The 24,327-nt window shown below is 36.5% G+C and carries 21 protein-coding genes; 19 read left to right on the plus strand and 2 right to left on the minus strand.

Translation table 11 applies throughout. From position 1 onward, the window contains the following. The first annotated feature begins 72 nt into the window (after window positions 1-72). The 10 genes from BN1225_RS07830 to BN1225_RS07875 all read left to right on the plus strand — a co-directional run bounded on the left by BN1225_RS07830 (window position 73) and on the right by BN1225_RS07875 (window position 11,595). A complete protein-coding gene (locus BN1225_RS07830) occupies window positions 73-1,761 on the plus strand; it encodes a ribonuclease J (protein ID WP_041139254.1) in 1,689 nt (562 codons plus the stop codon). A 71-nt stretch (window positions 1,762-1,832) separates the two neighbouring features. Then, the gene (locus BN1225_RS07835) at window positions 1,833-4,088 is read left to right on the plus strand and encodes an FtsK/SpoIIIE family DNA translocase (RefSeq protein ID WP_041139255.1); all 2,256 of its coding nucleotides are present in this window, start codon (window positions 1,833-1,835) and stop codon (window positions 4,086-4,088) included. A 93-nt stretch (window positions 4,089-4,181) separates the two neighbouring features. Next, window positions 4,182-5,441 carry an EF-P 5-aminopentanol modification-associated protein YfmF gene (gene yfmF / locus BN1225_RS07840; RefSeq protein ID WP_041139256.1) on the plus strand — a complete coding sequence of 420 codons (1,260 nt, stop codon included), beginning with the start codon at window positions 4,182-4,184 and terminating at the stop codon, window positions 5,439-5,441. Window positions 5,442-5,444: 3 nt separating this feature from the next. After that, window positions 5,445-6,743 (plus strand): EF-P 5-aminopentanol modification-associated protein YfmH, encoded by a 1,299-nt coding sequence (gene yfmH, locus BN1225_RS07845; RefSeq protein ID WP_041139257.1) that lies wholly within the window; start codon window positions 5,445-5,447, stop codon window positions 6,741-6,743. 193 nt (window positions 6,744-6,936) lie between these two features. Continuing rightward, window positions 6,937-7,467 (plus strand): GNAT family N-acetyltransferase, encoded by a 531-nt coding sequence (locus BN1225_RS07850; RefSeq protein WP_041139258.1) that lies wholly within the window; start codon window positions 6,937-6,939, stop codon window positions 7,465-7,467. Between the two features lie 472 nt (window positions 7,468-7,939). Next, window positions 7,940-8,179 carry a DUF896 domain-containing protein gene (locus BN1225_RS07855; RefSeq protein ID WP_041139259.1) on the plus strand — a complete coding sequence of 80 codons (240 nt, stop codon included), beginning with the start codon at window positions 7,940-7,942 and terminating at the stop codon, window positions 8,177-8,179. A 118-nt stretch (window positions 8,180-8,297) separates the two neighbouring features. Then, a complete protein-coding gene (gene tkt, locus BN1225_RS07860; RefSeq protein ID WP_041139260.1) occupies window positions 8,298-10,277 on the plus strand; it encodes a transketolase in 1,980 nt (659 codons plus the stop codon). A gap of 67 nt (window positions 10,278-10,344) precedes the next feature. After that, window positions 10,345-10,701 carry a hypothetical protein gene (locus BN1225_RS07865; protein WP_041139261.1) on the plus strand — a complete coding sequence of 119 codons (357 nt, stop codon included), beginning with the start codon at window positions 10,345-10,347 and terminating at the stop codon, window positions 10,699-10,701. A gap of 19 nt (window positions 10,702-10,720) precedes the next feature. Continuing rightward, window positions 10,721-10,930, plus strand: coding sequence for a YneF family protein (locus BN1225_RS07870; protein WP_041139262.1), 210 nt, complete (start codon window positions 10,721-10,723; stop codon window positions 10,928-10,930). A gap of 29 nt (window positions 10,931-10,959) precedes the next feature. Further along, window positions 10,960-11,595, plus strand: coding sequence for a histidine phosphatase family protein (locus tag BN1225_RS07875; RefSeq protein ID WP_052466482.1), 636 nt, complete (start codon window positions 10,960-10,962; stop codon window positions 11,593-11,595). Window positions 11,596-11,606: 11 nt separating this feature from the next. Here BN1225_RS07875 and plsY read toward each other — a convergent pair whose 3' ends face one another. Continuing rightward, window positions 11,607-12,212, minus strand: coding sequence for a glycerol-3-phosphate 1-O-acyltransferase PlsY (gene plsY, locus BN1225_RS07880; RefSeq protein ID WP_041139263.1), 606 nt, complete (start codon window positions 12,210-12,212; stop codon window positions 11,607-11,609). Between the two features lie 98 nt (window positions 12,213-12,310). On the opposite strand from plsY, the gene parE reads away from it, so the two are divergent. Both parE and parC read left to right on the plus strand, forming a co-directional pair. Continuing rightward, entirely contained in the window at window positions 12,311-14,245 is a 1,935-nt protein-coding gene (gene parE, locus BN1225_RS07885; RefSeq protein ID WP_041139264.1) for a DNA topoisomerase IV subunit B, read from the plus strand. Between the two features lie 16 nt (window positions 14,246-14,261). Next, the gene (gene parC, locus BN1225_RS07890; protein WP_041139265.1) at window positions 14,262-16,877 is read left to right on the plus strand and encodes a DNA topoisomerase IV subunit A; all 2,616 of its coding nucleotides are present in this window, start codon (window positions 14,262-14,264) and stop codon (window positions 16,875-16,877) included. Between the two features lie 8 nt (window positions 16,878-16,885). On the opposite strand, the gene sigK is transcribed toward parC, so the two are convergent. Next, complete coding sequence (gene sigK / locus BN1225_RS07895) at window positions 16,886-17,593, minus strand: RNA polymerase sporulation sigma factor SigK (RefSeq protein WP_041139266.1); 708 nt, start codon at window positions 17,591-17,593, stop codon at window positions 16,886-16,888. 127 nt (window positions 17,594-17,720) lie between these two features. On the opposite strand from sigK, the gene yqeH reads away from it, so the two are divergent. The 7 genes from yqeH to BN1225_RS14365 are packed head-to-tail and all read left to right on the plus strand — an operon-like array spanning window position 17,721 to window position 24,307. After that, window positions 17,721-18,818 (plus strand): ribosome biogenesis GTPase YqeH, encoded by a 1,098-nt coding sequence (gene yqeH / locus BN1225_RS07900; RefSeq protein WP_041139267.1) that lies wholly within the window; start codon window positions 17,721-17,723, stop codon window positions 18,816-18,818. A gap of 12 nt (window positions 18,819-18,830) precedes the next feature. Beyond that, window positions 18,831-19,115 (plus strand): ribosome assembly RNA-binding protein YhbY, encoded by a 285-nt coding sequence (gene yhbY, locus BN1225_RS07905; protein WP_041139268.1) that lies wholly within the window; start codon window positions 18,831-18,833, stop codon window positions 19,113-19,115. After that, a complete protein-coding gene (locus BN1225_RS07910; RefSeq protein WP_041139269.1) occupies window positions 19,115-20,212 on the plus strand; it encodes a nicotinate-nucleotide adenylyltransferase in 1,098 nt (365 codons plus the stop codon). The genes yhbY and BN1225_RS07910 overlap by 1 nt, the downstream gene beginning before the upstream one ends. Further along, a complete protein-coding gene (gene rsfS, locus BN1225_RS07915; protein WP_041139270.1) occupies window positions 20,205-20,546 on the plus strand; it encodes a ribosome silencing factor in 342 nt (113 codons plus the stop codon). Before BN1225_RS07910 ends, rsfS begins: the two co-directional genes overlap by 8 nt. Further along, a complete protein-coding gene (locus tag BN1225_RS07920) occupies window positions 20,546-21,253 on the plus strand; it encodes a class I SAM-dependent DNA methyltransferase (protein ID WP_041139271.1) in 708 nt (235 codons plus the stop codon). Before rsfS ends, BN1225_RS07920 begins: the two co-directional genes overlap by 1 nt. A 13-nt stretch (window positions 21,254-21,266) precedes the next feature. Then, window positions 21,267-21,956 (plus strand): 5'-methylthioadenosine/adenosylhomocysteine nucleosidase, encoded by a 690-nt coding sequence (locus tag BN1225_RS07925; protein WP_041139272.1) that lies wholly within the window; start codon window positions 21,267-21,269, stop codon window positions 21,954-21,956. Beyond that, a complete protein-coding gene (locus BN1225_RS14365) occupies window positions 21,953-24,307 on the plus strand; it encodes a U32 family peptidase (RefSeq protein ID WP_041139273.1) in 2,355 nt (784 codons plus the stop codon). The genes BN1225_RS07925 and BN1225_RS14365 overlap by 4 nt, the downstream gene beginning before the upstream one ends. Window positions 24,308-24,327 lie beyond the last annotated feature (20 nt).

Genomic DNA, 24,327 nt, shown 5'->3' on the forward strand with positions numbered 1-24,327 from the left:
TTTTAATTCCTCCTTATTTCATGTATAATAAAATATATGTGACAGAAAATTTATAAGGAGTGAATATAATAAATGAATGATGTAGTGAAAATCCTGCCGCTCGGTGGCCAAGCGGAAATGGGAAAGAATATGTATGTCATTAATATAAATGAGAAATTATTTATTATTGATGCAGGATTTAGGTTTCCGGAATCGGAAAAATTAGGGGTCGATATCATAATTCCAAGCTTTGATTACCTAAAAGAAAGAAAAGATCAGATTGCCGGAATCTTTATCACACATGGTCATGATGATACAATGGCAGCTTTGCCTTATTTATTAGAACAAATTACAGTAAAGGTATATGCACCGACATTGACTGCCGATTTAATCGTCGAAATGATCGAACAGCATAATCGCTTGAATCGTACACGTATCACAGCAGATATCGTGCGTGTCAGAAGAAAAAGTGATATTGATGTTGCCGGAGTGCATATTAAATTTTTTCCTGTGACCCATTCGATTCCGGGATCAATCGGAATTGCTTTTGAAACGTCGGAAGGATATATTGTCCATGCCGGAGAATTCATCATCGATTTTGGAGCACCAAGTGGTTTTAAGACCGATATTCAAACGATGATGGAGATTGGCAGCAAAGGTGTGCTGGCACTGCTGTGTGAATCCAGCTATGCGCAAAAGCCGGGTTATACATCACCTAAGCATAAGATCAAGGATAAGATCGATCCGATTTTTGAAGATGCGACGGGAAGAATCATTGTCGCTTCGTATGCTCAAAATATTTTTAGAACAAAGGAAATCATTGAATTAACAAAAAGATATAATCGTAAGATCGTTTTCTATGGACGTGATAAATATGATAATACAAATTCAATCGTTCGTATGGGAAATCAGCTGAAAAAAGCGGTAATTGAAATCCCAAAAGAAAATATAGCCTTTAAATCGCAGATTGGCAGACCGGACATTGATGATCAATTAGTGGTTTTGCTTACCGGACGTCCAACCCGCATCTATCACGATATCTCAGATATTATTGATGGCGGAGATGAAATGCTGAAGATTAATGAAAAAGATACGTTTATCGTCGTATCTCCAGTAGTTCCGGGGACTGAAAAGATTGCGACTAAAGCACAGAATGAATTGTATAAGACCGATGCTAAAATCTATATCTTTAAAAATAAAGATTTATCTAGTATGCATGCTTCCATTGAAGACTTGAAAGTCATGCTGCAGATTTTCCATCCGAAATACTATATTCCAATCCGTGGTGAATATCAGCATTTTATCGCGAATGCTGCTGTTGCAAAAGAAAGCGGACTGCCGGAAGAAAATGTTATTATTATGGATAACGGGGAAGAAATCACCTTTAAAGACGGACAGCTTCAGCATGCTCGTGAATATTATGAAATTGAAGATGTGATGATTGATGGAATTGGTGTCGGTGATGTCGGAATGAAAGTAATTGATGATCGTATTCAACTGTCAAATGACGGTGTGGTAATCATTGGGATGACCATTAATGATAAGCGTGAAATCGTTGCCAATACCGATGTTCAGACACGTGGCTTTGTTTATTTGAAAGATTCTGAACATATTGTCAAAGGGATCTTAAAGATTGCCGAAGACACAATGACTGAAAACCAGGCAAACAGTGATGTCGATGTAGCGGATATTCGTCAAATGATCAAAGATAAAGCTTACAAATATATTATGAAACAAACCGGCAAAAAACCTGTTATTTTGCCAATCGTGATTGAAATATAAGCAAGGACTCCTTGCTTTTTTTCTTTCATTAAAGGCATGGATTTGCTATAATGACAAAGTGGAGGGATGATATGGCAACAACAAAGAAAAGAAAGAAAAAAGAAGACGAATCTTTTTTCAGTGAACAATTACAATATCGAATCCTAACCATCCTAGTGGCATTCCTTTTGATCGTTTCTTGTTTGAAATTAGGGATTGTCGGCGTTTATATGGATTATGTGTTTGTCTATTTTTTTGGCAATTTTGCAGGCATTGTTTATGGTCTGCTGTTGATTGCTTGCGGATACTTTTTTGTTAATTTAAAATTTCCTAAATTTGCTTCTCCGGAAGCCGTAGGGGTTTATCTGATTTTACTGGCTATGCTGACACTGGCATCCATTCCCAGCGATCATGCTATTAAGGGAACCGATGTCATCAATTTGTTTTTTAGCCAGGATACGATTATTCGCGGGGGATTGATTGGTGCTTTAATTTACGGCTGCTTTAGTATGCTGTTTGATTATATCGGCTCGTTGATTGCCAGTGGTTTATTGATTGCCGTCGGAACAGCACTCTTAGGCGGACGTATTTATCTGCGTCATCGTAAAAAAGTGGATCAGTTTAAAAACAAGCAGGTAAAACACTACCAACAAATGATTCAAACCACAAAAGAAAGGAAAAAGGAAAAGAAAAAAAGCCCTTTCTTTCCCGAAAAAGTGTTTGCTGATAAAAAGATCCCTAAACCTTTGATGAACGATGAAGAGGAAGAACCATTGGAAATTATTCGTGTCAGTCAGATTCCTGAACCAATTGAGGCTCCGGTATCAAAAGAAACCGTTGTTACTGAGACGAAAAAAACAGAACCGCCAGTCGTTCATAATGAAACGGTCGCTAAAAATTTGGATCATTATCGTTATCCGCCTTTATCTCTTTTAAAGGGCACAACGAATAAGCGAAATAATAAAATGGCAAGTCAAAATGCAACGGATAATGCCTCTAAGCTCATCATGGTGTTAAAACAATTTGGGGTGAATGCATCGGTTAAAAATATTTTTATCGGACCATCGGTTACTAAATATGAGCTTACTTTAGAAACCGGAACCCGTGTTAATAAGATTTTGCAGCTGCAAGATGACATTAAAATGGCATTGGCTGCAAAAGATATTCGTATCGAAGCCCCGATTCCGGGAAAATCAGCGGTGGGGGTAGAAATTCCAAATTTAGAAGCGAATACCGTAACATTCAGAGAAGTGTTTACAGATATTCCGCAAAAATATAATGACAGTAAACTATTAGTCCCTTTGGGAAAGGATGTTACCGGAAATTCCATTTATGCGGAATTAAATAAAATGCCCCATCTTTTGATCGCCGGGGCAACGGGGTCTGGAAAATCTGTTTGTGTGAATTCAATCATTTGCAGTATTTTAATGCGCGCCCGTCCGGATGAAGTGAAATTATTATTAGTCGATCCTAAAAAGGTGGAATTAACAAATTATAATGGCATTGCTCATTTATTGGCACCGGTGGTTACGGATCCTAAAAAGGCCGCAGTGGCCTTACGCATGATCGTAGAAGAAATGGAACGCCGCTATGATTTGTTTGCTCGTCATAATGTAAGAAATATTGCCGGGTATAATGCTTTTGCTAAAGAGAAAAACAATCAGCTTAAAGAGGATGAGGAAAAAACAGAGATACTGCCGTTTATCGTGGTGATTCTTGATGAGGTAGCAGATCTGATGATGGTCGCCAGCAAGGAAGTAGAGGACTGCATCATGCGTATTTCACAAATGGCACGTGCTGCTGGGATTCACTTAATTGTTGCGACACAGCGTCCTTCAACCGATGTTATCACCGGGGTTATTAAAGCAAACATTCCTTCGAGAATTGCTTTTGCGGTTTCGTCAAGTATTGATTCACGTACGATTTTAGATACAACCGGAGCAGAGAAACTTTTGGGAAAAGGCGATATGCTGTTTTCGCCAATGGGAGTCAGTCATCCGACACGTGTCCAAGGAGCATTTGTTTCCGATGAAGAAGTCAGCAATATCGTGTACCATGTAACCAAACAAATGACAGCGGAATATGATGAAAAATATACCAATTTAAAAGTAGCGGTCAATAATGGCAGCAGCTATGACGATCAGGAAGATGAAGAATACGAAATGGCAAGAGAATTTGTTATTTCGGCACAAAAGGCAAGTGCTTCACTCTTACAACGTCAATTCAGAATCGGCTACAATAAAGCGGCACGCTTAATTGATCAGTTAGAAAGTGATGGTGTCATCGGTCCTCAGATTGGTTCAAAACCAAGAGAAGTGCTAATCAGAGGATATCAGGAAGAAGAATAGACAAAGGCTATTCTTTTTTATTACAGTTTCTTTTTTTAAAAAAGGGAGTATAATAAAAACTTAGATACTTACAATAATGGAAGAGGTGTTGAAATGAAAAATGTAATAGAGTATGACGGGTATCGTTTGCATCTGATTCCCATAAATAAATTTAAAAATGTCATGATTATTTTGAAAATGGCAGCTCCGTTAACCAGAGAAACCACAACATTAAGAAGTTTACTAAGCTTCATGTTTACCGGCGGAACTGAAAAACTGCCTTCTGTGGCACGCTTTTCATCTTATTTAGAGGAATTATACGGTGCTCGTTTTTCAAGTTCAATCGGAACAAAAGGACTGGCACACGTCATTCAGATTGCCAGTGTCTGTATCGATTCACAATATTTAAAAGAAAATGAAGATCTTCTGACAAAACAAATTGAGCTGTTTCGTGATGTTTTATTTTCGCCCAATGCAAAAGATGGACGTTTTGATGAATTAACTTTTAATCAAAAGAAAAAAGAATTCAAATGGCGTCTGCAAGCATTGAAAGATGATAAATATTCTTATTCTTTAGAACGTTTATTTGAAGAAATGGGGAAAAATCAACCATTAGGTATCAGCACATTTGGTTATGAAGATGAAATTGATGGCATCACTAATGAAGCATTATATGATTATTATCTGCAATGCTTGAAAAATGATGTATTTGATATTTATGTTGTAGGCGATATTGATGAAAATTTTGAAACATTATTCTCCAAAAACTTTAAACTGTCTAAAAGACCGCAGGAAATTGCAACAAGCACTATATTCAAATCGAATAAATCCGATGTATTAGTCGTTAAAGAAAAACAAGATATTGTTCAGGCGAAGTTAAATATGGGCTATACGATTGATACTGATTTCACCAGTCCTGACCATTATGCGTTTACTTTATTTAATGGTTTGTTCGGTGGATTTGCGCATTCTCAATTATTTAAAGTCGTTCGTGAAGAACACAGCTTATGCTATTATGTGAGTTCAAGTTATGATGCTTTCAATGGGATTATGCTGGTGAATGCCGGAATTGAAACGAAAAATTATGATCAAACCGTAAAATTGATTCAAAATGAACTAGAGAAAATTCAACGTGGAGAATTAAGTCAAGAATTATTAGATATTACGAAAGTGATGTTAGAAAATTCATTAAAGAAATCAGATGATGAGGCATTAAATATCATTGCTTTGCGCTATAACCGTGATATCACGCATAAAGAGGAAACCAATCAGCAGTATATTGATCGTTTGAATGCAGTCACTTTAGAAGACGTCATTCGAGTTAGTAAAAAGGTAAAGCTGGATACAATCTATATGCTAGAAGGAAAGGAGTAAGCCATGGAAAAATTATATTATAAGACAATCAAAGAAACACTCTATCATGAAAAAATGGATAACGGCTTAAATGTTTACTTGTTGCCTAAATATGGTTTCAGTAAAACCTATGGTTTGTTTTCAACTCGCTTTGGCGCTATTGATACACAGTTTGTGCCGCTGGGACAGTCCGAAATGATTAAAACTCAAGATGGAATCGCACATTTTCTTGAACATAAAATGTTTGATATGGAAGATGGTGATGCCAGTGATAAGTTTTCTTTATTGGGGGCAAGCACCAATGCCTTTACCTCAAGTTCTCGTACGGCTTATTTATTTTCAAGTGCGGACCGCATTGATGAATGTGTTGAACTGCTGCTTGATTTCGTGCAGTCTCTTTATCTAACAAAAGAAAGTGTTGAAAAAGAAAAAGGGATTATCGGTCAAGAGATTTCCATGTATGATGATGATCCGGACTGGCGTAATTATTTTGGCTCTATCGCTTCTTTATTTCATCGTCATCCTGTTAAAGTAGATATTGCCGGAACAATAGAAACCGTAAATGCAACAACGGTGGAGATGCTCAAAGAATGCTATGAAACATTTTATCACCCAAGCAATATGATGCTTTTTGTGGTAGGAAACCTCGAACCGGAAAAAATGATGGAGTTAATTCGTCAAAACCAAGCAAAAAAACAGTTTGCTCCGGCTCAAGAGATCATTCGTGCAAAAATAGAAGAGCCAGTGACTGTCTATCGAAAAGAAGAAGTGTTAAAAATGGATGTCGTCATGCCGAAAATGATGATGGGAATTAAAGTAAACGATATTCCTCAAAACGGAAAAGATAAACTGATCAAAGAATTAAGTATGAATATCCTTTTAGATATCCTGTTTTCAAAAAGCAGTCCAGTCTATGAGGAAATGCAGAATACCGGATTGATCAACGATTCTTTTGGTGCAGGTTTTACTCAAGAAAGAGATTATTCTTTTATTCAAGTAGGTGGGGATACCACGAAACCGGAAGAATTAAAACAATATTTGACTCATTTATTCGATCATCTAAATGAATTTGATATCGATCAAGCTACATTTGAGAGAGTAAAAAAGAAATCGATTGGAATTTTTATTAATAGTTTTAATTCTCCTGAAGCGATTGCGAATACTTTCAGCCGTTATTATTTTGAAGGAATATTTTCTTTTGAAATTATTGATATCATCAGTAGTATTACCTTAGACGATGTATTGAAAATGAGAGATTACTTTGTTAAAGATACAAAAACAGTGCATATTATTTTACCGCAAAAAACCAGTGCCGATAATTAAGCTGTTTGAAGATTGAAACAGACAGGAAAGATCGTTTTCTTAATGAGAATGGTCTTTTTTTCTTGGAAGTCAGTCTGTTTACTAAAGGATGATGAAGGCTTTGACAATAGGTTGATTGTGTACTCCTTTTTAATTTTATTTAGTAAAAATGGAGAGACATCAGAATATCGAATGATTCGGAGGAGGAAAACGCATGTTATTAAAATTTGAAAATTTAAAGATAAGAAATGCAGTTGCAGAGGATGCAAAACTATTAGCAACATGGTGGAATGATGGAATGATCATGGCACATGCCGGATTTCCTAATGGAATTGGTCAATCTGTTGATGAAATAAGAACGAGTTTAAATAACGCTGCTGACAAATCTTATCAACAGTTCATTATTGAAATGAGCCGAATTCCAATAGGTGAAATGAGTTATCGCCATATAGGGGAAGAAATCGCAGAAATAAGCATAAAAATTTGTAATTTTTCATTACATAATAAAGGATTAGGAAAAAAACTGCTTAGTATGCTGATTTCATCTTTGTTTAATGATTTAAAATACAAAATAATTATTCTTAACACAAACTTGAAAAATAAAAGAGCTCAGCATGTCTATGAAGAACTCGGATTCAAGCAGGTTCAAGTTTTAAAAAATTCATGGCAGAATCAGTTAGGGGAATCGCAATCAACAGTGGAATATGCATTACAGAAAGAAGATTTCGTTGATTTCACTAAATGAACCGTATAAAGATGAAATATCTTTAACAAAGGACAATCGTGAAGTACATATCTATTCATATAGTTTTGTATGAAAAGCATCAAAGTTATCGATAATTTTGTTTGAAAACCTACTGCTGAAAAAACTCTGTTTTCCCAATAAACACATAAAATAACAGCCGAAAATCTACTCAAATTATGACAGTTTGAATAAAAAGTTTAAATTATCGTGATAAATTCAGCATAATTTTTTATGATTAAAAGAGGTTTACAGACAACCAAACTATGCTATAATAATATTGCCTAGAGGAAAATAAATTTCCTACATGTTAGATAAGGGAATCTGATTTGCATTTAATGTGTTGAATACCTTTTCAATGATTAGGGATCCTAATTTAAGTGCTAAGATGCCCACCTGTATGAACCAGGGATAATCTAAACACCTCTAGGCGCTTATTTTGTTTAAAAGCCTTATAGTAAAGGAGATTGTATAGATGGAAATGGATGAACTGATTGCAAGGATCAACTTTCTTGCTAAAAAGAAAAAAACGGAAGGATTAACAGAGGAAGAAAAAACAGAACAGCAAGCGCTGTATCAAGAATATCTGAAGATCTTTAGAGCCGGATTTAAACAGCAGTTAACGTCAGTTAAAGTGGTGGATGCTCAAGGAAATGATATTACACCGGAAAAAATAAAAGAAGAAAAGATGAAGAATTCAGGAATGACCCATTAGGGTCTTTTTTTGTTGAAAGATAATTTTTTTATCTGATGATAAAAAAATAATATACTTTTGACTCGAATTGTGTATAATAATGTTGATATAGCAATTTTATTAACGGAGGATTAGCTTAATGGAAATATCTGATTTATCGGTCGCAACGATTCGTTCTCTTGGTATCGACATGATCAATAAAGCCAATTCGGGACATCCTGGAATGGTCATTGGGTCGGCACCCGCTTTATATACGTTATTTACTAAAACGTTCACTACCAATCCAAAGAATCCGGAATGGTTTAACCGTGATCGTTTTGTTTTAGCGTCTGGACATGCTTGTGCATTATTGTATAGTTTACTGCATTTATCTGGATTTGATCTGACTATGGATGATTTAAAAGCATTCAGACAATGGGAATCAAAAACACCGGGACATCCTGAATATAAAATGACACCGGGAATTGATGCCAGTTCAGGTCCGTTAGGACAGGGAATCCCAATGGCAGTCGGAATGGCAATGGCAGAAAAAGCTTTGTCAACAAAGTTTAATAAACCTGGATATGACATCTGCGATCATTACACTTATGTGTTATGTGGAGATGGAGATATGGAAGAGGGCGTAACTTATGAAGCCTGTTCATTAGCCGGACATTATTCATTGGGAAAATTAGTCATTATTTATGATGCCAACAAAGTGACTTTGGATGGTCCGTTGGATTTATCATTCTCTGAAAATGTGAAGAAACGTTTTGAGTCTTGTGGATTTGAAGTGTTGGAAGTAAAAGATGGAAATGATCTTAGCAGTCTTTCTAAAGCTATTAAAAAAGCGAAAAACAATATATATAAACCGACATTGATCATTAATCATACCGTGATCGGATATGGTTCTAAAAATCAAGGAACGAGCAAAGTTCATGGAAATCCTTTAGGAGCTGAAGATGGACGCAATACAAAATTATCTTATGGTTTTGACCATGAAGATTTCTTTGTACCTGAAGAAGTGTATGCAGATTTTCATAAAAACGTAGCTAAACGCGGACTTAATAAAAACAAAAAATGGGATAAAATGCTGAAAGAATACCAAAGCGAATATCCGGAACTTTATAACGAGTTTATGATGGCAGTCAATGATGACTATGAATTGGATTATGACAGTATTTTACCAACATATGAAGTAGGGCACAGTGATGCAACACGTAATACTTCTTCTCAAGTGATCGATGCTTTTGCGAAAGAATACCATTCATTCATGGCGGGAGCAGCGGATTTATCAGGATCGACAAAATCGAATATCAGCTATGAAAAACCATTCTTACCTGGAAATTATGACGGACGAAACGTATATTATGGTATCCGTGAGTTTGCCATGGTAACGATTATGAACGGGATGACACTGCATACCGGATTAAGGGTTGCATCTGGTGCATTCATGGTATTTAGTGATTATTTAAAAGCCGGATTAAGAATGTCAACTTTAATGGGATTACCCATTATCTTAGCTTTATCTCATGACAGTATTGCTGTTGGCGAAGACGGACCAACACATCAGCCAATCGAACAAATGGCAATGCTGCGTGCAATGGTGAATATGCAGGTCATTCGTCCTTGTGATGCCAATGAAATGGCTGGGGCATGGCGTCAGGCATTAGAAACTAAAGATCGTCCAACAGCACTCCTTTTAACAAGACAAAACCTAACAACAATGGGAAATACGGGTTATGAAGGATTGCGTCATGGTGCCTATATTGTTGGAAAAGAAGAAAATCAGATGGATGCGATTATTATCGCAACAGGTTCAGAAGTCAATCTGGCAATGGAAGCTAAAAAAGAATTGCTGGCAGAGGGAATTGACGTGCGTGTTATTTCTATGCCTTCAATGGATTTGTTTGATCGACAATCAGCAGAATATAAAGAAAGTATTTTACCTAGTTCAATGAGAAAACGCTTATCTGTTGAAATGGGAGCAACTTTTGGTTGGGGAAAATATGTTGGGCTTGATGGTATCAGCATGGGGATTGATACATTTGGCGCTTCAGCACCGGCAAAAGATGTCATTGCAAACTATGGTTTCACCGTAGATAAAGTAAAAGAAAACATCTATAAACTAATAAAATAATAAAAAAGGCGATAATTCGTCTTTTTTTTCGTTTTGAATCCTCTAAAATAAGTTTGGGTGATGAAAGATGGAAGAGTATTATATTTATAAACTAAATAATGAATTTCTTGTTTATGCCTATAAATATCCCAAAGCGATTCATAAAATGGCAAGAAGGAATCGTGATCTCTTTTCAAGAGGACAGCATCAGTTAGTATTCTTGGATCATCAGGAAATCGATCATATCCTAAACGAGTTCTTTAAGGACAGAAACGACTATACATATTATTTGGGCACGCACTACATAAGAAATCGTATTACAGGCGCTTCTTCTTTGATGAAAGTCTATGATCATGGCATTTATTTGCGCTGTTCGACAAAGTTCCATATAATGAAGAATATCATTTTGCAATGTGATTCAAATTATGTTATACTAGATAAGTAATTTATGGAGGTGTCAACAAATGAGTGATCTATTTATCCAAATTCTTTGTGTTGTTGTTGGGCTGATTGTAGGTTTCTTTGGGGCAAGATATTATTTCAAGAAGCAGCTTCAAAAGAACCCTCCTATCAATGAAAAGATGATCCGTGCAATGTTTATGGAAATGGGAAGAAAACCAACAGAAGCACAGATCAAAAGAATCATGAAATCAATGAATTCGCAATATAAATAAGAGGTTCCTCTTATTTTTTTGTTGTAAGAATGATTTATTTATATATAACCCGTCATGGCATGACACAATGGAATGAAGAAGGGCGCCTGCAAGGACATGGCGACTCCCCTTTAACAACGCAAGGGATTAAAGATGCGCAAGCGTTATCGAAGCTAATGAAACATTATCCGATCGATATGATCTATTCGAGTCCATTGATGCGTGCCTATCAAACCGCTTGTCTTGTCTTCCCAAATCGGTCAATCATAAAAGATGAGCGTTTAAAAGAAATGAGTTTTGGAGATTATGAAGGACGTTATGTAAGCGAACTGCTCGATGAAGAAGATTACGATGCCCTTTGGAATCATCCGGAAACATTTGATCGAATTCCTCATGGAGAAAGCTATGCGGAAGTTTATGCACGACTGCATTCATTTTTAGATGAACTGTCTTCATTAAAAGAAGAGCATCATATTTTTATCGCGATTCATGGGATGTTGTATGTGATTTTGATGAGCATTATAAAAGAGGTACCGATTAAAGAATTGACGACATTGAATCGTTCTATTATTCGCGGCGGTGCACTCACCATCGTTTCATTAGAAGAGCATAGCTATCATCTTTTAAAAGAGACCATCGATACACATTTAGATGACACAAAAACGATTTCATATACAAAAAAATAGAGGCTCAGCCTCTACATCCAAGTGATTTTATTTTCAGTCTTATTTCTTAACCTTGTGATATTAGCACGATGTTTATAGATCAGTAATAGAACAATAACAGCATTCACACATAGTCCCACCGGACCATAATGGAAGAATGGTGTAATCGCCATCATAACCAAGGCACAGCTGATTGAAGCTAGAGAAACATATTTCGTGATTTTGAGCACTGCTAAGAAGAAAAGTCCCACGATGGCAAAAACGATAAAGTTTGTGGCCAATATGTATCCAAAGAAAACAGATACAGCTTTCCCGCCTTTGAATTTCATGAAGACAGAATAACAATGTCCGATAACACAAGCCAATGCAGATAAATAAATGGCATAAGGCGGTAAATCAAAGGTACCGGTTAACAATTTAGTCAATTCTACAACAACGAAACATTTGGAAATATCAAGGATAATGCAAATCAATCCGGCTTTTGCTCCAAGGACACGTCCGGCATTCGATCCACCCGGATTTCCTGAACCAAATTTTCGTATGTCTGTATGATAAAAAACAATTCCAATGACTAATGCAAAGGGAATAGAACCATACAAATAAGATAAAATCATTGTGATGATCGTTTGAATATTCATTTTATCACTCCCGCAAATATTATACCGAATATATTTGAAAAATAAAAGGGTTAAGGTATAATTAACATAATGTTTCTAAAGAAAGGAAGTCATTACTGATGAGTAAAAAGGTAACTAATACATATGATGATTCGAGCATTCAAATCTTAGAAGGGCTGGAAGCAGTTCGAAAAAGACCGGGGATGTATATCGGATCAACGGACGGACGAGGATTGCATCATCTCGTTTGGGAAATCGTCGATAATGCCATTGATGAAGCTTTATCTGGTTATGGTGATAAAGTCATTGTCACCATCGGTAAAGATAACAGTATTAAAGTGGAAGACCATGGTCGTGGATACCCTGTCGGGAAACATGCCAGCGGCAGAAATACAACCGAAGTTATTTTAACGATTCTCCATGCCGGAGGGAAATTCTCAGGCGATGGCGGATATAAAACATCCGGCGGACTGCATGGCGTTGGGGCCAGTGTTGTCAATGCCTTATCAAAATGGCTGGAGATCACCATTTGTCGCGATGGCAAAAAATATTTTCAACGTTTTGAAAATGGCGGGACTGTTATTTCCGATTTAAAAGTCATTGGAAAAAGCACGCAAACCGGATCCACTATTCAATTTATGCCGGATGATACGATCTTTTCAACCGTTGAATTCAACTATACCACGATTTCAGAAAGAATGAGAGAAAGTGCTTTTTTATTAAAAGGCATTCAAATGGAACTTTATGATGAACGTACCGGAAAATCCGATACTTTCAAATATGATAAAGGGTTAGAAGAATTTGTTGATTATATGAATGATCAAAAAAATGTACTTCATTCAATCATCAATATAGAAGGTGTCGTTAACGAGATTGAAACCGAATGTTCATTGCAGTTTACGGATAGTTATCAAGAAAATACAATTAGTTTTGTCAATCTGGTAAGAACCAGTGACGGCGGAACCCATGAAACCGGATTTCGTACTGCCTTAACACGTGTGTTCAATGAATACGCACGAAAATACAGCTTATTGAAAGAAAAAGATAAAAATCTTGAAGGAAATGATGTTCGTGAAGGGTTAACTGCGGTTATTTCTGTTAAGATTCCCGAACAACTGCTTCAGTTTGAAGGGCAGACAAAAGAAAAGCTGGGAACTCCGGAAGCTCGAAATGCTGTGGATTCTTTAGTGGGAGAAAAGTTAAGTTTCTTTTTAGAAGAAAATAAAGAGGTAGCGGATTTACTGGTTAAAAAGATGATTAAAGCTTCGCAAGTACGTGAAGCGGCACGTAAAGCCAGAGAAGATGCCCGTAAAGGCAAAGGCAATAAGCAAGAAAGAATATTAAGCGGTAAATTAGCCCCTGCTCAGTCAAAAGATAAGAAGAAAAAAGAACTTTACTTAGTCGAAGGGGATTCAGCCGGTGGTTCTGCAAAACAAGGGCGTGACCGAAAATATCAGGCAATCCTGCCATTGCGAGGTAAGGTCATCAACACTGAAAAAGCAAGTATGCAGGATATTTTAAAGAATGAAGAAATTTCAACGATCATTAATACTGTAGGTGCAGGGGTTGGACAGGACTTCGATGCTGATGATTCCAATTACGGAAAAGTGGTCATTATGACCGATGCCGATACCGATGGGGCACATATCCAAGTGTTGCTGTTGACTTTCTTTTATCGCTATATGCGTGGCTTGATACAGGCGGGAAAAGTCTTTATAGCTTTGCCTCCGCTTTATAAAGTAGCAAGAAAAGAAGGCAAAAAGAATGTTGTTGAATATGCATGGAATGAAGAAGAATTAGAAGAAGCAAAGAAAAAAGTCGGACGTGGCTACAATGTTCAGCGCTATAAAGGGCTTGGGGAAATGAATGCGGATCAGCTATGGGAAACAACCATGAATCCGGAAACACGCACATTGATTCAAGTGACTATCGAGGATGCTGCGATTGCCGATCGCCGTGTATCGGTGCTGATGGGGGATAAAGTAGAGCCAAGACGTGAATGGATCGAAGAGAATGTTCAATTCTCATTGGAAGATTCATTTATCCTAGACTAGAAGTGGAGATGTGATCATGTCAGATAAAAAAATATTAATGCCCCTTGAAGAAATCATGGGGGAACGATTTGGACGTTACTCAAAATATATTATCCAGGATCGTGCTTTGCCGGATGTTCGTGATGGGTTAAAACCTGTTCAGCGTCGTATTTTATATGCGATGTTCAAAGAAGGAAATACCCATTTAAAACCCTATCGTAAATCAGCAAAAACAGTAGGGAATGTTATCGGGAATTACCATCCTCATGGAGACACTTCGGTTTATGATGCGATGGTGCGATTATCCCAAGATTGGAAAATGCGTGTACCTCTAGTCGATATGCAGGGAAATAACGGATCTATTGACAATGACCCGGCAGCAGCGATGCGTTATACGGAAGCTCGTTTATCACCGATTGCATTGGAGTTGTTGGCAGGACTGGATAAAGAAACGGTCACGATGGCACTAAACTTTGATGATACGGAATATGAACCTACTGTATTACCGGCAAAGTATCCTAATATATTGGTGAATGGTGCTACAGGAATTTCTGCCGGATATGCTACGGATATTCCTCCGCACAATTTTGAGGAAGTAATTGATGCCACTATTTATCGCATCAAACATCCAAGCTGTAGTTTGGAAGATTTGATGCAATGGATTAAAGGTCCGGATTTTCCAACCGGAGCAATCGTTGAAGGAAAAGAAGGGATCGTAAACGCCTTTAAAACCGGGCGCGGAAAAGTCGTGGTTCGTTCTAAAGTGGAAATTCAAGAAGAAAAGAATATGAATGTCATTGTTGTAGATGAAATTCCTTATGAAGTCAATAAAGCGGATCTGGTACGTAAAATCGATGAAATTCGTTTAAATAAAAATATTGATGGCATTTTAGAAGTACGTGACGAATCCGATCGTACCGGACTGCGTGTCGTTGTTGAAGTGAAAAAAGATGCCAATGTGCAAAATGTGTTGAACTATCTTTATAAAAATACGGATTTGCAGAAAAATTATAACTACAATGTGGTAGCAATCAAGAATAAACGTCCAACCTTGATGGGATTAATGGAAATATTAGATTCTTACATTGAACATCAAATCGACGTTGTGACACGCCGCAGCATTTTTGATTTGAATAAAGCACAGACTCGTCAGCATATTATCGATGGGTTGATTAAAGCTATTTCAATCTTAGATGACGTGGTGAAAACCATTCGTGCTTCTAAAGATAAAGGGGATGCGAAGCATAACTTAATAGAAAAATATGAATTTACGGAAAAACAAGCAGAAGCTATTGTAATGTTGCAATTATATCGTTTAACCAATACCGATATTGTTGCCTTGCAAAAAGAACACGATGAAATTGAAGCGCTGATTATTGAGCTTAATAAAATTCTTGATGACCCAAAAGAATTGAGACGTGTGATCATCAGCGAGTTAAAAGAGACAAAATCAAAATATAAAGTACCGCGTCTGACCGTTATTTTAGATCAAATAAAAGATATTACAATCAATAAAGAAGATCTGATTATTCCTGAAGATATCTATATTACGGTGACCCGAGACGGTTATGTAAAACGCATTTCGCCACGTTCATATAAAGCGAGCGAAAAGACTGTCTTTGGTAAAAAGGATGAGGATGTATTGGTGAATGTGTTTGCGGCTAATACAGTTGATAAATTACTGCTGTTTACCAATAAAGGAAATTATCTGTACGTTCCCATTCATGAATTAGAAGAATTTAAGTGGAAAGATGTCGGAAAACATATCAGCTATATGATCAAAGTCAACAATGATGAAAAAATCATTAAGAGTGTATTAGTGAAATCATTTGATCTTCCTTGTTACATTTGTTTAGCTAGCGCCAATGGACAAGTAAAACGCACCGCTTTAAGAGAATTTGAAGTGACCCGTTATTCTAAACCAATCAAGTGTATGAACCTGAAAGGGGAAGACGAATTGGTGGATGTAGCATTATCTACCGGAGAAGAAGGACTGATTCTTGTTTCTGAAAAGGGGTATGCAGCTTTGTATAGTGAAGAACTAATCAGTGTCTTAGGTATAAAAGCAGCGGGGATTAAAGGAATTAATGTCGCTGGGGACCGTGTGGTGGGTATCAGTGCCTTCCTTCCAACGTCAAAAGATTGCTTGATTCTTTTGAGTGAAAAAGGATATATTAAAAAGATTCGTTTGTTGGATATCCCGGCGTCAAATCGAACCAGCCGAGGTGTATTGATCGTGAAAAAAGTAAAATCAAATGAACAGCGAATTGTTTCGGCGTTTACTGTAAATGATCAGCAATCATTGCATATTATTGATAATGCCTTTGTGCATCATTCATTTGAAGCAAAACATTTTAATACAACTACGATTGATACTCGTTTTGCCTCAATGGTTGAGGGTGTTGACAACATTCTGATGGGACTGTTAGATGATGTTATTATTGCTAAAAAGGGTGAAACAGAAATAAAACCTAAAACAGAAAAGAAGGTTATTCGTCTAGATGAACCGAATTTGTTTGATGCTGCCGCGGAAATGCCCGTTAAAGAGAAAAAAGAATCAATCGAATTACCGGAAGTACATTTCTATGATGAAGACAAGCCAAAGAAGTTTAAAAAGCTGACGATTGATGATGTTTTAAGTGAAGATGAATAAAAGGAATCTCAGGGATTCCTTTTTTTCTTTTCTTCTTCGTCTTCAATGAAACATTTTAATAATTTCGTTAAAGCCCTTTTTTCAATGCGTGATACATAAGAACGGGATATTTTATAATGTTTGGCAATTTCTTTTTGAGTGAGTGCTTTTTTTAAATTTAATCCGTAACGCAGTTCAATGATTTCACGTTCACGCTCACTTAAGATATCTAAATAACCAAGCAGCTGCTTGATTTGATCGTTCAAGTGAATCGTGTCGATAATTTCCGGCTGCACCATCGGAATAACATCAATCAAAGCAATTTCACCATCATCTTTATCCTTACCGATTGCTTCATTCATAGAAACGTCCAAGCGAGTCTTTTTGTTGTAACGTAAAAACATCAGAATTTCATTTTCAATGCAGCGGGAAGCATAGGTTGCCAGCTTTGTTTGATGATGGTTAGAATAAGAATCGACGGCCTTAATCAAACCGATAGTTCCGATACTGATCAGGTCCTCTTGCAATACATTTGAACTCTCATATTTTTTAGCAATATGGGCTACAAGACGTAAGTTATGCTCAATAAGTTTATCACGAGCGTTACGATCTCCTAAAATCCATTGCTCAATGTATTTTTCTTCTTCATCTTTGCTTAATGGGTTTAAGAAAATATTCGTTTTAATATAACCTAGAAAAAGCGGGTTTTGCAACAAAAGCATAATATAATACAACATATTTCGAACACCTCTATAAAAGATATTCAAAAATCTGTCAAAAAGAATAAATAATCATGAATTTCTTTATTTTACTGACAAAATAGTGTACAATAAAGTGTAAAACCAAGAGCGAAAGGAGAGTTCTATGGAAAAAGAAATACGATGTTACGGCTGCGGAGCGATCATTCAAACTGAGAACGAACATCAAATCGGATTTGTTCCCAAAAATGCTTTATCTCAGGATCATGTTTTATGCAAACGCTGTTTTCGCATGAAAAATTACCATGAACTTCAGTCCACTACTTTAACGAATGATGATTTTTTAAATATCTTACAGACAATAGGGGAAAAAGACTGTCTCGTTGTCTATATCATTGATTTGTTTGACTTTAACGGAAGTATGATCGATGGCTTTATTCGTCATATCGGCATGAATGATGTAATTGTGATTGGGAATAAGCGTGATATTCTGCCTAAATCTGTGAAAGATACAAAAATTAAACATTGGGTTCAAAGGCAGTTAAAAGAATATAATATTAAGCCGAAAGAAGTTTTTTTAACGAGTGCCATCAAAAACTATCAATTAGATGAAATTTTAGAGTGCATTGATGAATATCGTCAGCAGCGGGATGTTTATGTAGTAGGAGTGACAAATGTTGGGAAATCGACCTTTATTAATTCACTGTTAAAGCATTATACAGAAAACACGAATGAATTGCTGATCACCACAAGTGAATTTCCGGGAACGACTTTGGATTTAATTGAAATTCCGTTCGATGAAACTTCATCTTTATATGATACGCCAGGCATTGTGAATAAGCATCAGATGGCGCATTTGGTAAAACCGGAATTGTTGAAAGTGATTTTGCCAAAAAGCGAACTACGTCCTGTCAGTTATCAGCTAAACAGCCAGCAGACATTATATTTTGGTGCTTTAGCAAGAATGGATTATGTGACCGGAGACAATCAGTCGTTCATCTGCTATATGCCAAAAACATTAAAGATTCATCGTACAAAATTAGAAAATGCGGATCAGCTCTATAATCGTCATATGACGTTAACACCGGAAATTGAAGATATTAAAACAATTCAACAGATGGCCGCTTACACACTGACTTCGTTGGATAAAAAGTCAGATGTTGTTATATCGGGATTGGGATGGATTCGAATCGAACCTCATACTCAAGTTGTAATTCGTGCACCAAAAGGAATCGGTGTTTTTATAAGAGAAGCTTTAATATAGAAAGGAATTTATATGTTAACAGGAAAACAAAAAAGAGAATTAAGAAAACTAGCACATCATTTAAACCCTATTTATCAGGTTGGAAAAGAAGGCGTGAGCCTCAATATGCTTGAAGGGATCGAACAGGCGTTGATTAAACATGAATTGATTAAGGTGAAGCTGCTCGAATCATGCGATGAAGATATTCGTGTGGTGGCTTTGAAAATTAGTGAGTATACAAAGGCAGAAGTTGCACAAATTATTGGAAGAACCATTGTTTTATATTTATATAATAAAGATGGGAACATTAAGATCTAATGGCTAAAATCGGCTTGCTGGGGGGGACGTTTGATCCTATTCATAACGGACATATTCGTAATGCTAAAGCAGCCTATTTGCAGTTGGGACTAGAGGAAGTATGGTTTATTCCGGTATTGAATAATCCTTTTACTAAAGAAATCACAGCAAGCAATAAAGAACGTATTGAAATGATTCGTTTAGCAACAAAGGATTATCCTTATATGAAAATATGTGATATCGAACTGCATGCAGATATCCATGTAAAATCATATACTTATGATACTTTAACAAAACTTAATCACATGTATGATCATGAGTTTTATTTCATTATTGGTTATGATCAGGCAGAACAGTTTGAAAAATGGTTTCAGGCGGATAAAATCAACACACTGGCCACTTTGGTGGTGGTTGAGAGATTGGGATATCATAAGCATCCCAATATTGAAAAATTTAAGATGATCGAACTAGAGGTGGAAGCAACCGATATTTCCTCTACGGCGATCAAAAACGGAGATGTATCTGCTTTAGATCCCAAAGTTCTTCATTATATGATGATGCATTCTATTTATACAAAAACGATGATTCGTCCGTTGATGTCAAAAAAGCGTTATATGCATTCACTCAGTGTAGCGGATACCGCGCGCGAGTTTGCGTTAAACAATAATGTGGATAGCAATAAGGCATACATTGCCGGATTATTGCATGATATCGCTAAAGAGATGCCGATGGAGGAAATGAAAGACTTGATGATGCGTCATTATCCAGAACATTTAGATGCAAGTGTTCCGGTTTGGCATCAGTGGCTGTCCGCCTTTTTAGCAAAAGAAAAGTATCTGGTCGATGATACAGAAATCTTGCAAGCCATCACAAATCATACCACAGGTTCTGTGGAAATGAGTTTACTGGACATGTGTGTGTATTGTGCGGATAAATATGAACCTACTCGTGATTTTGATGCATCTAAAGAAAGAGCGATGTGTAATCAAGATATAGTAGAGGGGTTCCGATATGCTTTGAAAGATTTTTATGAGTTTTCAAAGAAAAAAAACAGAAAAATAGATAAAGTATTTTTTGAAATATACAAGAAATATGTAGAGGAGGGTACTCATGGATAAAATTGAAATTATAGTAAGAGCGCTAAGTGATAAACAAGCCAAAAACATTGTTGCTATCGATATGCGTGATGCAAGTCCGATCTTTGATACATTTATTTTATGTACCGGATCAAATGAACGTTTAATGCAGGCGTTACGTGACAACGTCGAAGAAGAAATGGAAAAAGCGGGATGCACAGTGAAACGTATTGAAGGTTTGCGTGACAGTAAGTGGATTTTAATGGATTACGGAGATATTGTTGTTCATATCTTTGAAGAAAATGAAAGAGGCGCTTATAACTTAGAGAAATTATGGGGCGATATGCCACGTATTGGTGTGGAGAAATACCTGTAATGAGTTATCAGAAATTTGCCTATTATTATGATAGCTTAATGGATGAAGATTTCTATTCTGGATATCTTCATTTTATTATGAACAACGCTATTTTTGAAACTGTTTTGGAATTAGGATGTGGGACAGGCATCATGGCAATCGAACTTTCTAAATTGAATAAAACCGTTTATGCGACGGATCTTTCCAAACAAATGTTGGAAGTCGCAAAAATGAATGCCACAGAAGCCAATGTCGATTTAATGTTAGGGAAAATCGATATGTGTGATTTTATCATCAATGAACCGGTTGACCTGATTTTATGTATGTGTGATTCGTTAAATTATATATTAACACCTAATAAAGTTTTAAAAGTATTCCAGAATGTTTTTAATGCTTTAAAAGAAGACGGAACGTTTATCTTTGATGTTCACAGTCTGCATAAAATCAATGTAACATTTGAAGATTACGTAGAAGAAGCAGAAGATGATGATTTTTACTTTAAATGGACAGTGCGCAAGATTGCTGAAGGGAAAATCCGTCACCATGTTCAAATTGTTGATCAGGAAAACCATGATCGTGTAGATGAACGTCATGAACAGCAAACCTATCCTGTTGAAACATATGTGGATCTTTTAAAAAAGGCAGGATTTAACAATATTCACTATTACAGTGATTTTAAAGAATATGACGAGCAGGATGACCGTGTTATCTTTGTCGTAAAAAAATAATGGAGGAAATAAAATGATTGGAATAATCGGTGCAATGATAGAAGAAGTAGAAGCTATTTTAGAATTGATGGACGTCACTTGTACACAAGAAAAATTGAATTATAAATATCATATAGGAAAAATTGCCAATAAAGACTGTGTCGTTGTCCAAGGGGGGATTGGAAAGGTAAATGCGGCAGTTTCAGCCACACTGCTTTTTGAAAATTATCATCCTGAACAGTTGATTAATATCGGCAGTGCCGGGGGGCTATCTTTAGATCAAGAAGTAGGAGATGTTGTTATTTCTTCAATGGTTGGCTATCATGATGTGGATGTCACGGCATTTAATTACGAATATGGTCAAATGGCAGGCAGTCCGCGCTTTTTTGAAGCAGATCCTCAGTTAATGGAAATGACAAAGCAAGTCCTTAGTGACAACTGTATTTCAGCTCATACGGGACTGATCGTTTCAGGTGACATGTTCGTGGCTAAAGATGTTCAGGTAAAAAATATAAAACAACATTTCCCAAATGCCCAATGCGCTGAGATGGAAGCGGCGGCAATTGCTCAGGTCTGTACGATTTATGGTGTGCCCTTTATTATTACCCGATCATTAAGCGATATCTTTGGAAAAGGAAACAGTGAAATGCAATTTGACGAATATTTAAAAATCGCAAGCGCAGCATCTGCTAAGATGTGTTACTCACTGATAGAAAAATTATGAAAAATATAGAATTATTAGCACCGGCAGGAAGTTTGGAATCACTAAAGGCAGCGGTGAACAGCGGGGCAAATGCCGTTTATTTAGGCGGGACAATGTTTAATGCCCGTGCCTATGCAGCGAATTTTAGCGATGAAGAACTGCAAGAAGCGATTAAATATGCACATTTACGCCATGTGAAAATTTACGTGACGGTGAACACCCTGTTTTATGATGAAGAATTCAAAGAACTAATGGAATACATTGACCGTTTATATTTAATGAACGTCGATGCTTTGATCATTCAGGATTTGGGTTTGATGGCAGAAGTAAAAAAGTTATATCCTGATTTTGAAATACATGCCTCTACTCAGGCAAGCATTCATCAGCTTTCGGGAGTAAAGGCAATGGAGAAGCAAGGTGTCAAACGGGTAGTATTAGCGCGGGAAAATACGATGGAAGAAATCCGCTATATTGCTAAGCATACACCGATTGATATTGAAGTGTTTATTCACGGTGCCTTATGTATGTGTTATTCAGGACAATGCTTGATGTCCAGCTTAATTGGTAAAAGAAGTGGTAACAGAGGAAAATGTGCGCAGCCATGCCGTCTGCCATATAAATTGAAATTAGAAGATAAATCATTAGATTATGCTCCTCATTATTTGCTTTCGGCAAAAGATATCTGTGTGATTGATAATATTGGTGATTATATTGAGGCAGGCGTTACTTCGTTTAAAATCGAAGGAAGAATGAAACGTCCTGAATATGTTGCGGCAGTAGTTAAAAGCTATCGTCATGCGATAGACCAATGGTTAAAAACACATTCTGTTGGAGATATTCAAGAAGAAAAAGCGGAAATGTTTCAAATGTTTAACCGCAGTTTCTCTTTAGGACATGCTTATCATGAAAAAGAAATCATTACGGATATCTTTCCCGGAAACTTCGGAATAGAAATCGGTGAAGTTACTCAATATGATCGCAAAGAACAATTGGTTTATATAAAATTAAATCAACCTTTAGCTCAAGGGGATGGTATTCGCTTTGGCTTTGAAGACAGCGGAAGAGTTGTTAACAAAATGTATTATCGTGACCGTTTGGTGAATCAAGGAAAACCACAAGATGAAATTGCGGTAGAGTTTAACGTGAAAATCAAAGAAGGAACGAAAGTTTTTAAAACATCTTCAGCTCAACTGATTCAAAAACTACAAAAGGAATATAGTGAAAAGAAGATTAAGAGTCCGATTACACTTCAATTATCCGGCAAGATTGGAGGGCCGCTGACATTGACATTGACCGCTAAACACTGTCAGGTTGCAGTGCAGTCATCTGCCATCCTTGAAAAGGCAATGAACAGTCCGTTATCTTTAGAAAGAATACAACAACAGTTATCTAAATTAGGAAATACGGTCTACATAGCTGAAAAAACGATTGTGAATTTACCCGATAACGTTCAATTTGCCATTAAAGAATTAAATGAATTGCGTCGTAAGGGAATCGAAGCATTAGATCAAGCAAGATTAACGCATCAGCGACAATCTAAAGCGTTTGAACCTAATCGTTCGGCAGCCTCTGAGCGTTTTATCAAAGAGATTCATGTGCATGTTCAAACGTTGGAACAATGTGAAGCGGCAATCCATGCAGGGGCAAAGATTATCTACTATCCATTTCATCCCTCATTAAAAGAAGCCTATTCTTTATGCCAAAAGACAAACGTGTCTTTAATCCCATACCTATCAAGAATCATTGATGATGAGCAATTAAAACAAATCAAATCATCTTCTATATATCCGTTGTTTGATAAAATAATGGTGGGAGATATAGGGGCTTTGTATTATTTTTCAGAAAAGAAGCTTATTTTAGACAGCAGTTTAAACATTACGAACAGTTATGCTTTAAATCATGACTTGATTAAAAATAATGATGTTATCTTATCTGTCGAAATGAGTGAGATGCAGATTAATCAGCTTCATTGCGGTCAGCAAGAAATCGGTTATGTTGCATATGGGCGATTAGAAACGATGATTACCAGATACTGTCCTATTTCGCAGCAGCATTACGGTTGTCAAAAAAAGGGGTGTAATCGCTGTGAAATTGGTCAATACTATTTAATAGATAGGAAAAATGAACAATTTCCTATTATAATGGATGAAGAATGCCGTATGCATTTATATAACGCGAAAATTCAATATGTAGATGAGCTTTCAAATCTGCAGGCCGATTTCATCGTTTTAAAAATGACAATTGAAACACAAGCAGAAGTACAGCGTGTCATCGAGGATTATCAGCATATCATTGCTGATAACAGTCAAAGCTACTGGCACGGAAATAAAGATTACACGTTAGGATATTTCAATAATAAAGAAGTCAAGTAATGTTGAAAATTGCTAAATGA

This window comes from Beduini massiliensis, from assembly GCF_000829905.1.
Lineage (GTDB): Bacteria > Bacillota_I > Bacilli_A > Erysipelotrichales > Coprobacillaceae > Beduini > Beduini massiliensis.

What these genes read in the sequence shown, in the direction of transcription:
- BN1225_RS07855 (WP_041139259.1), top strand. Translation starts at nt 7,940, where the DNA reads ATGGAAATGGATGAACTGATTGCAAGGATCAACTTTCTTGCTAAAAAG.
- BN1225_RS07865 (WP_041139261.1), top strand. Translation starts at nt 10,345, where the DNA reads ATGGAAGAGTATTATATTTATAAACTAAATAATGAATTTCTTGTTTAT.
- yfmH (WP_041139257.1), top strand. Translation starts at nt 5,445, where the DNA reads ATGGAAAAATTATATTATAAGACAATCAAAGAAACACTCTATCATGAA.
- BN1225_RS07920 (WP_041139271.1), top strand. Translation starts at nt 20,546, where the DNA reads ATGAGTTATCAGAAATTTGCCTATTATTATGATAGCTTAATGGATGAA.
- BN1225_RS07875 (WP_052466482.1), top strand. Translation starts at nt 10,960, where the DNA reads ATGATTTATTTATATATAACCCGTCATGGCATGACACAATGGAATGAA.
- parE (WP_041139264.1), top strand. Translation starts at nt 12,311, where the DNA reads ATGAGTAAAAAGGTAACTAATACATATGATGATTCGAGCATTCAAATC.
- yfmF (WP_041139256.1), top strand. Translation starts at nt 4,182, where the DNA reads ATGAAAAATGTAATAGAGTATGACGGGTATCGTTTGCATCTGATTCCC.
- yhbY (WP_041139268.1), top strand. Translation starts at nt 18,831, where the DNA reads ATGTTAACAGGAAAACAAAAAAGAGAATTAAGAAAACTAGCACATCAT.
- BN1225_RS07925 (WP_041139272.1), top strand. Translation starts at nt 21,267, where the DNA reads ATGATTGGAATAATCGGTGCAATGATAGAAGAAGTAGAAGCTATTTTA.
- BN1225_RS07910 (WP_041139269.1), top strand. Translation starts at nt 19,115, where the DNA reads ATGGCTAAAATCGGCTTGCTGGGGGGGACGTTTGATCCTATTCATAAC.
- rsfS (WP_041139270.1), top strand. Translation starts at nt 20,205, where the DNA reads ATGGATAAAATTGAAATTATAGTAAGAGCGCTAAGTGATAAACAAGCC.
- BN1225_RS07830 (WP_041139254.1), top strand. Translation starts at nt 73, where the DNA reads ATGAATGATGTAGTGAAAATCCTGCCGCTCGGTGGCCAAGCGGAAATG.
- yqeH (WP_041139267.1), top strand. Translation starts at nt 17,721, where the DNA reads ATGGAAAAAGAAATACGATGTTACGGCTGCGGAGCGATCATTCAAACT.
- parC (WP_041139265.1), top strand. Translation starts at nt 14,262, where the DNA reads ATGTCAGATAAAAAAATATTAATGCCCCTTGAAGAAATCATGGGGGAA.
- BN1225_RS14365 (WP_041139273.1), top strand. Translation starts at nt 21,953, where the DNA reads ATGAAAAATATAGAATTATTAGCACCGGCAGGAAGTTTGGAATCACTA.
- tkt (WP_041139260.1), top strand. Translation starts at nt 8,298, where the DNA reads ATGGAAATATCTGATTTATCGGTCGCAACGATTCGTTCTCTTGGTATC.
- BN1225_RS07850 (WP_041139258.1), top strand. Translation starts at nt 6,937, where the DNA reads ATGTTATTAAAATTTGAAAATTTAAAGATAAGAAATGCAGTTGCAGAG.
- sigK (WP_041139266.1), bottom strand. Translation starts at nt 17,593, where the DNA reads ATGTTGTATTATATTATGCTTTTGTTGCAAAACCCGCTTTTTCTAGGT.
- BN1225_RS07870 (WP_041139262.1), top strand. Translation starts at nt 10,721, where the DNA reads ATGAGTGATCTATTTATCCAAATTCTTTGTGTTGTTGTTGGGCTGATT.
- BN1225_RS07835 (WP_041139255.1), top strand. Translation starts at nt 1,833, where the DNA reads ATGGCAACAACAAAGAAAAGAAAGAAAAAAGAAGACGAATCTTTTTTC.
- plsY (WP_041139263.1), bottom strand. Translation starts at nt 12,212, where the DNA reads ATGAATATTCAAACGATCATCACAATGATTTTATCTTATTTGTATGGT.